Here is a 12730-nt window from a genome sequence, read left to right on the forward strand (position 1 = left end):
AAAGGGGACGGCCACAGTGCTCAAACTCACGGGCAAGATCCAGGATTACGCCTGGGGCGACACCAGCAGCATCGCCGACTTGCAAGACCGCACGCCTTCGGGACAGCCGGAGGCGGAGGCGTGGTTCGGGGCGCACCCGTCCGCGCCGTCGGCCACCGATGAGGGGCCGTTGGATGAGGTCATTGCGGCTGATCCGCAGGGCACTGTGGGGGAGGCCGGGCGCCTTCCATTTCTAGTGAAGCTGCTGGCGGCCGCGCGTCCACTGTCGATCCAGGCGCACCCGTCGATCGAGCAGGCGCGGGAGGGCTTTGCCCGCGAGGACGCTGCAGGCATTCCGCGGGATGCCGCGCACCGGAATTACAAGGACCCGAACCACAAACCAGAGATCCTCATCGCGTTGACGCCGTTCCGCGCGATGGCGGGATTCCAGCCGTTGGAAAAGACGGTGGCGCTGCTCGATGAGCTCGCCGTGCCGGAGTTAGCGGATGTTCGCGCAATGCTTGACGACGGCAGCGTGGCCGTCGATAAGCGCCTGCGCTCTGTGTTGTCCGGCTGGTTGCAGCTGGAGGATCCTGAGCCTGTGGTCGATGCGGTGCTGGAGCGGGCCGCGGAACTGGACTCCCCGGTCGCGCGCAATCTCGTCTTCATCGGGGAGGCGTTCCCCGGCGATGTCGGTGTGCTCGCGGCATTGCTGCTCCACCACGTGGAATTGAGACCCGGTCAGGCGCTGTTCTTGCCCGCCGGCAATGTGCACGCCTACCTGTCCGGCTTCGGCGTGGAGGTCATGGCCAATTCCGATAATGTGCTGCGCGGCGGGTTGACCTCGAAGCACATCGATGTCGACGAGCTGGAAAACATCGTCGTGTTTTCCCCGATCGACGATCCGGTGCTCGTGTCGGAGGTGTCGGGGAACCGTACGGACTTTCCTGTTCCGGTGGATGATTTCGCCGTGACGCGGTTTGAGGGGGAAGGTTCCGCGTCTGTGGCGGGGCCGGCGATTGTTCTCGCTGTGGCGGGGGAGGTCCAGCTGGGAGAATTGGTGCTTTCTTCCGGCGAGGCGGCGTTTGTTGCTGCCAATGACGGGGAGGTTGAGGCTCAGTTCTCCTCAGCGGACTTCTTCGTGGTGCAGACCTCGTAGTAGTCGACGAGCTTCTCCGTCGCCGCGCGCCAGGACCAGCGCTCGGCCTCTGCCCGGGCGGCAGCGGACATGCGGCTGGTGTCGTCGATAAGCATGCTCTCGAATGCGTCCGCCCACTGCTCAGGCGTTGCATCCCTGTCGACGAGTTCGCCTGTTTTTCCATCCTCGATGACGAACGGGATGCCGCCGGCACGTGCGCCCACGACGGGGACGCCGGACGCGAACGACTCCAGCGCGACGAGGCCGAGGGTCTCCGTCAGCGACGGGAACGCGAAGACGTCGGCGGAGGCAAAGGCTTGGGCGAGGGGAGTGCCCGACATGTAACCGGTGAAGACGGTGTAGGCGGGGTCGAATTCCTTCTTCATTTGCTCCAGCTGCGGGCCCGCGCCGACCATGGCCAGGCGGGTGCCGGGGACCTTTTCGCGCAGGATCGGCATGATGCCGTTGAGGATGGAGAGGTTCTTCTCCGCGCTCATCCTGCCGACGTAGATGAGCAGCGGGGCATCGGGGTTGCCGTCGGTGAGCGTGCTGCGCATTTCCGCGGAGTAGTTGTCTGGGTGGTAGCCGACGGTGTCGACCGCTTTCGGCCACACGGCGAGGTCGCGGAAACCATAGCCCTTCGCGGTGTCCAGCATCGGGTCGGAGGTGACCAGGTTCATCTGCGCGCGGTTGTGGAAGGCGCGGATGGCTGCTGTGGCGGGCTTTTTGACGAGCCCAATCTTCAGCGCCTCCGTGTAGGCGGGCACGTCGGTGTGGAAGGACGCGAGTAGCGGCTTTTTGAGGCGCTTCGCAAGAAGGGCTCCGTAGCCAGCGAAGAAGACCGGGTTGACGGCGTGGACGATGTCCGGGTCGAACTCCTTGAGTTTCTTCGTCACCGCCGGGGTGGGCAGGCCCACCTTGATCTCCGGGTAGATGAAATGGAAGGAGAAGCTCGGCGCGCGCACGACCGGGAAGCCGGCGTAGGTATCCGGGGTGTCGCCGGTGGCGAAGATCATCACCTCGTGGCCCATCTCCGCCAGTTGGTCGACGGTGCGGATCACACGTGTGACCACGCCGTCGATCTTGGGAAGGAAGACCTCCGTGAAAATCGCGATCCGCATCCTAGGCGTTCTCCGGGACGCCCTCTGACTGGTTGCGGGTCCACAGGGAGCGCGCCGGAATCTTGCTGCGGTCGGCGCGGTCGGCGTATTTCTTTGCCACGTCCTCGACCTCCTGCAGCAGGCCCTCGGCGAGCTTCGTCGGCTTAAGGCCCAAGCTCAGGAAGGTGTCGTTGGAGACGTGCAGTTCGTTCTCCGCGGACTCCTTGCGCGGGTTCGGGACGAGCGCGTATTCGGTGCCAGAGATCTTTGCCACCAGCTCCGCCAGGTCGCGGACCCGGTGGGTCTCGGTCATCTGGTTGAAGATCTTCACGCGGTCGCCCTTAGCGGGCGGGTTCTCCAGCGCGATCTGGACGCACTTGACCATGTCGCGGATGTGGATGAACGCGCGGGTCTGGCCGCCGGTGCCGTGGACGGTGAGCGGGTAGCCGATCGCCGCCTGCATGAGGAAGCGGTTGAGCACCGTGCCGTAGTCGCCGTCGTAGTCGAAGCGGTTGATCAGGCGCTCGTCGCGCTCCGTCTGCGGGGTGTGGGTGCCCCAGATGATGCCCTGGTGCAGGTCGGTGATGCGCAGCTCGTCGTTCTTGGCGTAGTAGGCGAACAGGTTCTGGTCCAGCACCTTGGTCAGGTGGTACACCGATCCTGGATTGGTGGGGTAGAGGATCTGCTGGTCGACCAACTCCTCGCCGGTGTCCACCTTGATATCCAGGTAGCCCTCTGGGATCTGCATGCCGGCGGTACCGTAGCCGTAGACGCCCATGGTGCCCAGGTGGACGATGTGGATGTCCAGGCCGGACTCCACAACGGCGACGAGCAGGTTGTGGGTGGCGTTGACGTTGTTGTCCACGGTGTAGCGCTTGGTCACCGGGTTCTTCATGGAATACGGTGCGGCGCGCTGTTCGGCGAAGTGGATGATCGCTTCGGGCTGCTCGGTGGAGATGAACTCTTTGAGGCCCTCGTAGTCCTGTGCGACGTCGATATTGCGGAACGCGATCTCCTTGCCGGAGACCTCTTTCCAGGCAGCGATGCGGTCCTCGATGGACACGATCGGCGTGAGCGATTCTGCGCCGAGTTCTTCGTCGATGCGACGGCGGGAGAGGTTATCGACGATGGTCACGTCGTGGCCGATGTCCGAAAGATGCAGAGATGCAGGCCAGCCGCAAAAGCCGTCGCCGCCGAGGACCGCGATTTTCATGTATCTACCTTTCCATTTTCAGGCTTCCCGGCTACGTTACCTCCCCTCCGGGTTTTCCGCCGGGTAAGTGAAAACGGCCACAACCTGGAAAGCGTTATGTATGTTTCGGGTATGAAACAAAACTCGGGAGACATCATCATCGTGGGGGCCGGATTGGCGGGCCTCGTCGCAGCGCACGAGGCGGTCAAAGCTGGCCGCCGGGTCGTGTTTGTGGAGCAGGAGAGCCGGGCGAATCTCGGCGGGCAGGCATTCTGGTCGCTTGGCGGCCTGTTCATGGTGGGCACCCCAGAGCAGAAGCTCATGGGAGCCAAGGATTTCGAGGATCTCGCCTGGGCAGACTGGGAGAATTCCGCGGATTACGACGACGAGGAGTATGACCGTTGGCCGCGCGAATGGGGCCGTGAATACGTCCGCTTCGCTTCGAATGAGATGCATGATTACCTGAAGGAATTGGGGCTTCGCGTTCTGCCGACGGTCGGCTGGGCGGAGCGCGGCTCCGGCGACGCGTCCGGTCACGGCAACACCGTGCCACGCTTCCACTTGACGTGGGGCACCGGCCCGGAGGTCGTCCGTGTCTTCCGCGAGCCCGTCGAGCGCGCCGAGCAGGCGGGCAAGGTGGAGTTCAAATTCCGCCACCGCGTCGACGACATCATCGTCGAAGGTGGGCGCGCCGTGGGCGTGAAGGGCGTGAAGCTGGCAGATGACTCAGGTGCCCGCGGCGTCGCCTCGAACAACGACGAGGTAGAGCCGTTCGAGGTGCGGGGTGCGGCAGCGGTGATCTCCACTGGCGGCATTGGCGGCAACCTGAACAAGGTACGCGAGATGTGGCCGGAGGACCGCTGGGGGCCGTGCCCGGAGGACATGGTCACCGGCGTGCCCGAGCATGTCGACGGACGCGGCATCGATATCGCGGCGGCTGCCGGCGCGAACCTGGTCAACACCGACCGCATGTGGCACTACCCGGAGGGCATGATCAACTGGGATCCGATCTGGCCGGGCCACGGCATCCGCATTATTCCGGGGCCGAGCTCCATGTGGCTCGATGCCACGGGAAAGCGCCTGCCGACGAACCTGTTCCCGGGCTCGGACAATATCGCCGCGCTCGCGCACGTCGGCCGGACCGGCTACGGCTACTCGTGGTTCATTCTCAACCAGCACATCGCAGACAAGGAGTTCATTTTCTCCGGCTCGGAGCAGAATCCGGATCTCACGGACAAGTCGCTGAAGAAGCTGGCGGGCAAGATCGGCCCGGGCACGCACCCGGCCGTCAAGGCGTTCATGGACAACGGCGTTGACTGGGTCACCGCAGACTCCGTCGAGGATCTCGTGCGCAAGATGAACGAGCTCGGCGACGACGGCGTCGAAGTCGACGGCGACCTGGTCCACAAACAGCTGGTGGAGCGCGACGCGCAGCTAACCAACAATTTCTCCAAGGACGCGCAGGTGAACTACATCCGCACCGCGCGCAATTTCTTGGGTGACAAGATCGTCCGCTGCGCGGAGCCACACCGTTTATTGGATCCGAAGAAGGGGCCGCTCATTGCTGTCAAGCTGCACATTTTGACGCGCAAGACGCTCGGAGGAATCGAGACGAACTTGGGAGGTCGGGCGTTGCTTGCCGACGGCTCCGTATTCCCCGGCCTCTACGCCTGCGGCGAGGCCGCCGGTTTCGGCGGGGGCGGAATGCACGGCAAGAACGCTCTGGAAGGCACGTTCCTCGGCGGCTGCATTCACTCCGGCAAGCGGGTCGGCGAGCACGCCGCGCGTGAGTGATCAGCGCTGCCAGTGAAGTGAGGCTGTGGCCGCCTGCCCGCGCAGGCGGTCTTTGTCTTGGTCGGGGATGAGCGAGCCGCCGGTGAGCCACACCAGGTGGGTGGCTGTGTCAGGTGCGTCGGGAAGCCGCCACGGAATGGTGAGCCCGGCGGTGGCGGACGGCTCGGCGATGATGTCGGCAGTGCGCTCCAGCCAATTGACGGCGGCGAGGAACGTGATGTCGTCGAGGGTGTGGAAGCCGCTGACGAGATGCGCCGCGTGCTCCATGGCGAGCGGGGAGGGGCTTTGGACGGCGAGGCCGTCGGCGATGGTGCGGCCGGACAGGCCGTAGTCGGCGCAGGTGACATCGGCGTTTCCCGTGAATGCGCCGAGCAGCATGCACGGGCTGGCGGTGGGCTCCACAACATGGCAGGAAACAGCCTCGCCGAATGCCATTTTGAGGCCGAAGGTCACTCCGCCCGGTCCGCCGCCGACACCGCAAGGAAGGTAGACGTAGAGGGGGTTGGCCGGAGTGAAGTGTGTGCCTTGAGCTGCGAACTGCTCCTTGAGGCGCTGACCGGCTACCGCATAACCGGCGAAAAGGCCGAGAGAGTTCTCGTCGTCGATGAAGAAGGCGTCGTGGGTATTTTCCCGCGCCTCGGCGACCGTGTCAGTGAAGAGGCCGGGGTGCTCGACAACGCGGGCGCCGCGGGAGCGCAGCAGGTCTTTCTTCCACTGCTTCGCGTCCACCGACATGTGCACCTCGGTGTCGAAGCCGAGCAGGGGACCGACGGTGCCGATCGACAGAGCGAGGTTGCCGGTGGAGGCGACGGAGAGCTTCTCGTGACGGCCTTCTTCGGCGAGACGGAACACTTCGTGGACGCCGCCGCGGGACTTGATGGACCCACTGATCGGCAAGGCGTCGTCGCGTTTCACCCACAGCTCGCTGGGAAGGTCGCGCTCCAGTAGGCGGTTCAGGTAGTCGCGAGTCTCGGGGACAGGCTGGATCTCGGATTCAATGGTGCCGTCGCCGGTCTCGGGAAAATGCTCGGCGACCCATGGCTTAAAACGGTCGAAGCGGGCGGCGGCGCCCTCCACTGCTGACACGACGTCCGGATCGAGAGCGCTGCCGGGAGCGGGGGCCCAGGAGACCTCTTGGCTGCGGGAGATGGCGTCGGGAAGCGAGAGCGGTGCGGGGGTGGGGTGAGCTGGACGATCCCAAGGCATGGTCATGGGGATCCATTGTACGAGTCGCACCGGTGTACAGTTACGTGGGTCACACCGTTCACTGTGGGTGGCGTAGGTCAGAAAGGAGACAGAATATGGATACAAAGAAGTCTCGACCGCAGCTGGTTTTCGCCAGCGTAGTGGCCTTTCTGATCACTGCCGGCTGGGCGGCGAACCACTTCGCGTCGGTGCTCGTTGTGCTGCGCGAGGACCAGCACATGTCCACGTTGCTGGTCAACAGCGCCTACGGCATTTACGCGCTCGGCCTGTTCCCGTGCTTGATTCTCGGCGGCCTCGTGGCGGACCGGTTCGGCTCGCGTCCGGCGGTGACGGTGGGCGCGATCGTCGCCGCGCTGGGCAATATCGCGCTGATGTTCTGGCAGGAGATACCGGCGGTCATGCTCGGCGCCCGGTTCGTGATCGGGCTCGGCGTGGGGCTGGTGGTCAGCGCAGGAACGGCGTGGGCAGGGCGCTTGAGGGGCGCGGCAGGCACGACACTGGCGGGCATCTTCTTGACCTCGGGCTTCATGCTCGGGCCCATCGCCTCAGGCATCATCGCGCACCTCGTCAGCGCGCACAACGCGATCTATATCCCATACATCGCCTCGATCGTGCTGTCGTTCGCCGCGGTGGTGTTTTCCATGATGGTCGGCGACGCGCCTAATACCCGCGAGGTGATCGTGGAGAAGGCTGAGCAAGAAGACGGCGTCCGGGCGCCTGCAGAGGACCGGTCCGCGAAGAAGGCTCTGCTCACCGCATTCCCGATGGGGTTATGGGTCTTCGCGTCGATGACGAGTGCGATCGTGGTGCTCTCCGGCCGCGTGGGCCAGCACTTCGAATCCAGTGCTTTCCTGCCCGGCGTGGCCGCGGTGACGGCCTTCGGTTCGGGCTTGGTCATCCAGGCGCTTGGCCGCCGCTTCGAATTCGGGCCGTCCTCCGGCGTGATCGGTGCGGTGTGCTCGGCGGTCGGCTTTATTCTCGCGGCGATCGGCGGCGCGGCCCCGTCGTTCGCAATGTTCGTGGCGGCCTCGGTGTTCCTCGGATTGGCCTACGGCCTGTGCCTGCGCGAGGGCCTGCTGGACGTGGAAACCTTCAGCCCCCCGGCAAAACGCGGCGCTGTCATCGGTGTCTACTACGTGGCCACCTACATCGGCTTCGGCTACCCGCCGCTCATCGAATGGCTGGCAGGATTCGTCGGGCCGTCGCTGCCGTACTGGGTGCTCGCGGGACTGGCGTTGTGCTCGGCGCTGATCAGGACATTGCAGATCCGCTCCGGGTACCTGCGGCGCGGCTAATTCTCCACGACGAACGCCACGTTGGTGGTGGTCAGCTCGTGCTCGTTGCCCGAAGGCAAAGCGCGCAATTCAGCCTGGGTCTCCTTTGAGACCGGAATGATCCACCCCTCATTCGGGTCGAGGACCGGTGGGCCGGATGTGCCCGGGTAGAACGTGACGGGGCGGGATGAGGGGGAGGAGAGGCGCAACGGGGCGTCGATAAGCGAAATGCGTTGAAACGCGTCTTCCTCGAGCGTGACGATCACGATGATGTCGTCCGATTCCGGGCTGATATTGGCCGTGCGGACCGACAGCGTGTCAGCGTGGTAGACGGTCATGCGGTCGCGTTTGCGGATCACGCCGAATGCGATCGCGATGGCGGGGATGGCGATCAGCATGAAGATGATAACGAGGATGAGGATCGGCTCCCAGATGCTCGTCTGGAAGCCCAGCTCAGTACTTTGCGCCCATGACATGGCCCAACCCTACAACGAGAACAGCCATGCGCCGGATAATGTGTGGAGCATGAGTCAAGAAACCGTCTCGCACGCCGCGGAATTCGTGCAACCGTACGGGCCCGGTCAGATCGAGACGGTCGAGCCCCGCTACGCGCGTGACGACCCCCTACGGCGGAGCAACCGGCTGACGAAGAAATCATGGAAGCTGATTCTCGCGCGCACCGTGTTGGACTTCGCCCCCCTCGCTCTCATGGACCGCGGCGCTACGATGACCTATTTCAGTGTGACGGCATTCGCGCCGATGCTGCTGGCGTTCTATTCCACGGTGACGCTGCTGTTTCCCGCGGACGAGAATGAGCTGCGCGACATGGTGGGCGGGCTTATCGACGAGGCTGTGCCCGAGGCACTGCGCGAGCAAGCTTTCGACCTATTTGTGTCCGTCGTGGGAACGCCGGCGCAGAGCACTGTCGCGCTGGTGATCTCCCTGCTCGTGTCGCTGCTGGCGGCATCGGCGTATGTGCGCGCATTCTCGCGCTCGACGAACGTGATCTACGGGCGGATGGAAGGCCGCGGTCTGCCCGTGACGTGGCTGACCATGTGGGCGATCACGCTGTTGCTCGTCGTCGGACTCGTTGTCGTGGTCGCCGCGCTCGTGCTGCGCGAATCCGTCATCAACGCCGTGCTCGGGCCGATTGCTGAACCCCTCGGGCTGACCGGCGCACTGGATTATCTGAACCAGATCCTGCTGCCGGTGTGGGAGTGGGCGCGGTACCCGGCGGTGGTGGTAGCCGCTGTCGTGCTTGTGACGTGCCTGTTCTATTTCGCGCCGAATGTGCGCCCCGGCCGCTTCCGCTTGCTGACTGTCGGCGCGGTATTCGCGATGCTCGTCATCGGCGCGGAATGGGCGCTGTTCGGTGTGTACTTGTCTATTTTCGGGCTGCGGAGCGCGTACGGCGCGTTCGGAACTGTGCTCACTGTCCTGGTAGCGGTGTGGGCGATGAATATCGTTCTGTTGCTCGGCGTGAAGCTCGACGCGGAGATTTTGAGGGCAAAAGAACTGCAGGCAGGATACGATTCCGAGGTCCTCATCCAGGCCCCGCCGCGCTCCCAGGACGCGGTGCTGTTTCAGCGCAAAGTGCGCCTCTGGCTGCACCGTTTGGCGGAAGATGTCAAAGAAGAAGCGGCGTCAAAACGCCACGAATAGTGTGAAGCACCTTACACTGGGGAACCATGATTGATGCACGCGATACCGCCCTCGTCATTGAGGGTGGCGGAACACGTAATTCGTACACCGCCCCTGCGATCATGAAACTCATCGAAGAAGATGTGCAATTCGGTTGGGTTGGCGGTGTCTCGGCCGGCGCGATTCACGCCATCAACTTCCTGTCGGGGGACGCGAAGCGCACCGAGGAAGCGTTCACCACGTTCATGGGCCACCCGAAGATCGGCGGCCTGCGGTCGTTGGCGATCGGCCGCGGGCTGATGAACGCGGAGTTCATGTTCCAGGACCGCGGCGGCGAACTGCCGTTCAAACTGGACGCATTCGTAGCTAACGACACCCCGGTCCACATCGAGGCGGTCCGCGCCGACACCGGCGAATCGGTGGCGTGGAAGAATGCCGACCTGCAGGACGAGGACACGATCAACCTGGTCATGCGCGCATCCTCCACCATGCCGATGCTCATGCCGATGGCGACAATAGACGGTGTTCCCTATGTCGACGGCGCCCTCGGAGACGACGGCGGCCTGCTGGTCAGCGCCGCTGAGAACGCCGGCTTTTCCAAGCTGCTCGTGCTGGCCACCAAGCCGCGCGACTACGTGCGCGAGCCGGTGAACCGCCCGGGCATGGTCCGCCGCATGTTCCCGAAGTACCCGGAGGTCGCCCGCCGCACCATCGACCGCCCGGATGCCTACAACCAGGCCAAGGCGCGTATCGACGAGCTCGCCGCCGACGGCAAGGCCTATGTCTTCTACCCGGAGAACATGATGGTGGAAAACGCCGAATTCAAGGTGCCCAAACTGCAGAAGAATTTCGCGGCGGGCAAGAAGCAATTCGACCGCGAGTGGGATGCGGTCAAGGAGTTCCTCGAGCGCTAAAAGGGGCAAGCCTTTACAATCGTCCGCATGATCGACGCCACCGACACAGCCCTCGTTATCGAAGGTGGCGGCATGCGCAACTCCTACACGGCTCCGGCGATCGTCAGATTGATCCAGGAGGATGTGCGTTTCGGTTGGGTCGGGGGCGTCTCAGCGGGCGCGGCGCACGCAGTGAATTACGTCTCGCGTGACGCCCACCGCGCGCGGGAATCGTTCACGAATTTCGTCGCGCACCAGAAATTCGGTGGCTGGGTCTCGCTGGCGCGCGGCAACGGCTACTTCAACGCGGAATTCATCTACGAGGGCTCGCACCACATTCTCCCGTTCGACTTTGAGACCTTCGAGGCGAACCACGACACGGAAGTCCACATTGAAGCTGTCCGCGCGGACACCGGCCACACGGTCACGTGGAACCGCAAGGACCTCACTTCGACGGAGATCATCGGGCAAGTCACCCGCGCATCGTCCACGCTGCCGAAGGTCATGCCCATGGGGGCCATCGACGGCATCCCGTACGTCGACGGCGCACTCGGGGTGTCGGGGGGATTGCTTATCGACGCCGCCATCGCCGCCGGCTTTTCCAAATTCCTCGTCCTTGCCACGAAAGAGCGTGACTATGTCCGGCCCGACAACACCCGGCCGATCGCGACGCGCCGGTTGTTTCCCAAGCATCCGGCGGTAGCTGAAGCGTTGATTGCCCGCCCGCCGCGCTACAACGCCTCGAAGGACACGATCCTCGAGCTGGAGCAGCAGGGCCGCGCCAAGGTGTTCTTTCCCGAGTCCATGAGCGTGGACGCCTCGGAGCGCAACGTGGTCAAACTCAGCGCCAATTACCTGATGGGTAAAGCCCAGGTAGAGCGCGAATGGGACGAGTGGGTGGATTTTCTCTCCGCTCCCGTGACCCTTTCGTGAACAAATGCCCATTGAAGTATTAGCGCGTAGGCTGGCGGTCATGGCACTCATTGATCCACGCACGAAATACCCGTCCGAATTCCCCAGCGAGCCGCGTCAGGACAATCCGGGCCGTGATACCGCGATGGTCACCGAACCCGATCTCGGCCTCGACTCCTACACAGGCAGCGGCAAGCTGGACGGCCGCCGCGCATTGATCACCGGCGGCGATTCCGGCATTGGCGCGGCAACCGCCATCGCTTTTGCCCGTGAGGGAGCCGATGTGGCGATCTCACATCTACCCGAGGAGCAGGAGGATGCAGAGCGCATCATTGCGGCCATCGAGAAGGAAGGCCGCACGGCGGTGGCGATCCCCGGTGACCTGACCGAGCTGGAAAACTGCGTCGCCGCGGTTGAAAAGACTGTTTCGGGGCTCGGCGGCATCGACATCCTGGTCAACAACGCCTCCCGTCAGGTGTGGAATGACGGTCTGCTGAACATCTCCGACGAGGACTTCGACGCGACGATGAAGACGAATATTTACTCCGCTTTCCGCGTCACCAAAGAGGCCGTCAAGCACATGGAACCCGGTTCGTCCATCATCTTCTCCACTTCGATCCAGGCCTACCAGCCGTCGAAGGAGCTGCTGGACTACGCGATCACCAAAGCCGCGTTCAACAATTTCGCGAAAGGTCTTTCAGAGGAGCTTCTTCCGTCCAAGGGCATTCGCGTGAACGCTGTCGCACCCGGTCCGATCTGGACTGTGATCCAGCCGGCGGAGGGCCAGCCGAAAGAGGTCGTGGACAATTTCGGTCAGGGCTCCAAGATGGGCCGTCCGGGCCAGCCTGCCGAATTGGCTGGCGCGTACGTCTTCCTGGCCTCCGAGGACGCATCCTATGTCTCGGGGGAGACCCTCGCTGTCACCGGCGGCGCGCTGACCCCGTAACCACCGAAGCCCTCTCAAAGGACTTGAAGGAAACCATGTCTCGGCACCGTCGATTCTTGGCGGGTTGTGGCAGCGAAGAACTGGCTGAACAGTGCTCCAGCCAGCGGAGAATACGGCAGAGAGCACCCAAGAGGAACCGCCCAGCACGACGGTCACGACGGTGTCTGAGATTGAAGCGGAAGAATCCGAAACCGAAAACAGAGACGAATCCGAAGGGGCACGAAGAGTGCGACACGGACCCGGCCAACCCCGAAATCCACAGAGCCGTCGATGAGGTCAACGACGAATACCCGAATCGATTCGGCGGCTGGAAGTTCACCCGGCGCACCACCTATGACTCGTGCAGTGACTTGAGCTACGCCTCAGTGGTTCAGGCGAAACAAGGAAACGCGCAGTTCGGCACGCTGATCCTCATGTTCCACAAGGGCGAGTACATCAGTATCGACTCCATCTATCCGCAGCAGGCGAAGGAGATCACGCCGGACGGGGACTCGTTCACGGTGCTGTACAAAGGCTGGGAAGCACTGGACGCGGCTGGCGCGGCGAATTCCGAGTCCCCGAACTACAACAGCACGGTGACTTACTACTGGGACGGAGCCAAGGTCGCGCACGAAGGACGGATTCCCAACACTTCGTTGACGGCGCGGTAGCCCAC

12 protein-coding genes are annotated in these 12730 nt (G+C 63.6%); 8 read left to right on the forward strand and 4 right to left on the reverse strand.

The genetic code is table 11. The annotated features are described in order from the left end of the window. Positions 1-16 precede the first annotated feature (16 nt). Positions 17-1138, forward strand: a complete 1122-nt coding sequence (gene manA / locus CAPP_RS03620; RefSeq protein ID WP_076599310.1) for a mannose-6-phosphate isomerase, class I — start codon at positions 17-19, stop codon at positions 1136-1138. Here manA and CAPP_RS03625 read toward each other — a convergent pair. Then, the gene (locus tag CAPP_RS03625) at positions 1096-2238 is read right to left on the reverse strand and encodes a glycosyltransferase family 4 protein (protein WP_076599311.1); all 1143 of its coding nucleotides are present in this window, start codon (positions 2236-2238) and stop codon (positions 1096-1098) included. The two genes, manA and CAPP_RS03625, sit on opposite strands and share 43 nt — an antisense overlap. 1 nt (position 2239) lies before the next feature. After that, positions 2240-3430: an NAD-dependent epimerase/dehydratase family protein gene (locus tag CAPP_RS03630; protein WP_076599312.1), complete on the reverse strand. Its 1191-nt coding sequence runs from the start codon at positions 3428-3430 to the stop codon at positions 2240-2242. A gap of 111 nt (positions 3431-3541) precedes the next feature. On the opposite strand from CAPP_RS03630, the gene CAPP_RS03635 reads away from it, so the two are divergent. After that, positions 3542-5203, forward strand: coding sequence for an FAD-binding dehydrogenase (locus CAPP_RS03635; RefSeq protein WP_076599313.1), 1662 nt, complete (start codon positions 3542-3544; stop codon positions 5201-5203). On the opposite strand, the gene dsdA is transcribed toward CAPP_RS03635, so the two are convergent. Continuing rightward, positions 5204-6415, reverse strand: a complete 1212-nt coding sequence (dsdA, locus tag CAPP_RS03640) for a D-serine ammonia-lyase (protein WP_143313879.1) — start codon at positions 6413-6415, stop codon at positions 5204-5206. It abuts the gene before it with no gap. 89 nt (positions 6416-6504) lie between these two features. Between dsdA and CAPP_RS03645 the strand changes: the two genes are divergently transcribed. Then, positions 6505-7704: an MFS transporter gene (locus CAPP_RS03645; protein ID WP_076599314.1), complete on the forward strand. Its 1200-nt coding sequence runs from the start codon at positions 6505-6507 to the stop codon at positions 7702-7704. Here the strand turns inward: CAPP_RS03645 and CAPP_RS03650 are convergent. After that, positions 7701-8159, reverse strand: a complete 459-nt coding sequence (locus CAPP_RS03650) for a hypothetical protein (protein WP_076599315.1) — start codon at positions 8157-8159, stop codon at positions 7701-7703. The two genes, CAPP_RS03645 and CAPP_RS03650, sit on opposite strands and share 4 nt — an antisense overlap. Positions 8160-8208: 49 nt before the next feature. Here CAPP_RS03650 and CAPP_RS03655 point away from each other — a divergent pair, with 49 nt between their 5' ends. From CAPP_RS03655 to CAPP_RS03675, 5 genes are all read left to right on the forward strand, one after another. Continuing rightward, on the forward strand, positions 8209-9345 hold the full coding sequence (locus tag CAPP_RS03655; protein ID WP_076599316.1) for a YihY/virulence factor BrkB family protein: 1137 nt from the start codon (positions 8209-8211) through the stop codon (positions 9343-9345). Positions 9346-9371: 26 nt separating this feature from the next. After that, on the forward strand, positions 9372-10238 hold the full coding sequence (locus CAPP_RS03660) for a patatin-like phospholipase family protein (protein ID WP_076599317.1): 867 nt from the start codon (positions 9372-9374) through the stop codon (positions 10236-10238). Positions 10239-10265: 27 nt separating this feature from the next. Then, positions 10266-11150: a patatin-like phospholipase family protein gene (locus CAPP_RS03665; RefSeq protein WP_076599318.1), complete on the forward strand. Its 885-nt coding sequence runs from the start codon at positions 10266-10268 to the stop codon at positions 11148-11150. Positions 11151-11190: 40 nt separating this feature from the next. Beyond that, positions 11191-12075 carry an SDR family oxidoreductase gene (locus tag CAPP_RS03670; RefSeq protein ID WP_076599319.1) on the forward strand — a complete coding sequence of 295 codons (885 nt, stop codon included), beginning with the start codon at positions 11191-11193 and terminating at the stop codon, positions 12073-12075. Positions 12076-12245: 170 nt separating this feature from the next. Further along, positions 12246-12725: an LppP/LprE family lipoprotein gene (locus CAPP_RS03675; protein ID WP_076599320.1), complete on the forward strand. Its 480-nt coding sequence runs from the start codon at positions 12246-12248 to the stop codon at positions 12723-12725. Positions 12726-12730 lie beyond the last annotated feature (5 nt).

It is taken from the genome of Corynebacterium appendicis CIP 107643 (genome assembly GCF_030408415.1).
Classification (GTDB): domain Bacteria; phylum Actinomycetota; class Actinomycetes; order Mycobacteriales; family Mycobacteriaceae; genus Corynebacterium; species Corynebacterium appendicis.

Coding starts and splice junctions, on each gene's coding strand:
- CAPP_RS03625 (WP_076599311.1), bottom strand. CDS start 2,238: ATGCGGATCGCGATTTTCACGGAGGTCTTCCTTCCCAAGATCGACGGC.
- CAPP_RS03630 (WP_076599312.1), bottom strand. CDS start 3,430: ATGAAAATCGCGGTCCTCGGCGGCGACGGCTTTTGCGGCTGGCCTGCA.
- CAPP_RS03635 (WP_076599313.1), top strand. CDS start 3,542: ATGAAACAAAACTCGGGAGACATCATCATCGTGGGGGCCGGATTGGCG.
- dsdA (WP_143313879.1), bottom strand. CDS start 6,415: ATGACCATGCCTTGGGATCGTCCAGCTCACCCCACCCCCGCACCGCTC.
- CAPP_RS03645 (WP_076599314.1), top strand. CDS start 6,505: ATGGATACAAAGAAGTCTCGACCGCAGCTGGTTTTCGCCAGCGTAGTG.
- CAPP_RS03650 (WP_076599315.1), bottom strand. CDS start 8,159: ATGTCATGGGCGCAAAGTACTGAGCTGGGCTTCCAGACGAGCATCTGG.
- CAPP_RS03655 (WP_076599316.1), top strand. CDS start 8,209: ATGAGTCAAGAAACCGTCTCGCACGCCGCGGAATTCGTGCAACCGTAC.
- CAPP_RS03660 (WP_076599317.1), top strand. CDS start 9,372: ATGATTGATGCACGCGATACCGCCCTCGTCATTGAGGGTGGCGGAACA.
- CAPP_RS03665 (WP_076599318.1), top strand. CDS start 10,266: ATGATCGACGCCACCGACACAGCCCTCGTTATCGAAGGTGGCGGCATG.
- CAPP_RS03670 (WP_076599319.1), top strand. CDS start 11,191: ATGGCACTCATTGATCCACGCACGAAATACCCGTCCGAATTCCCCAGC.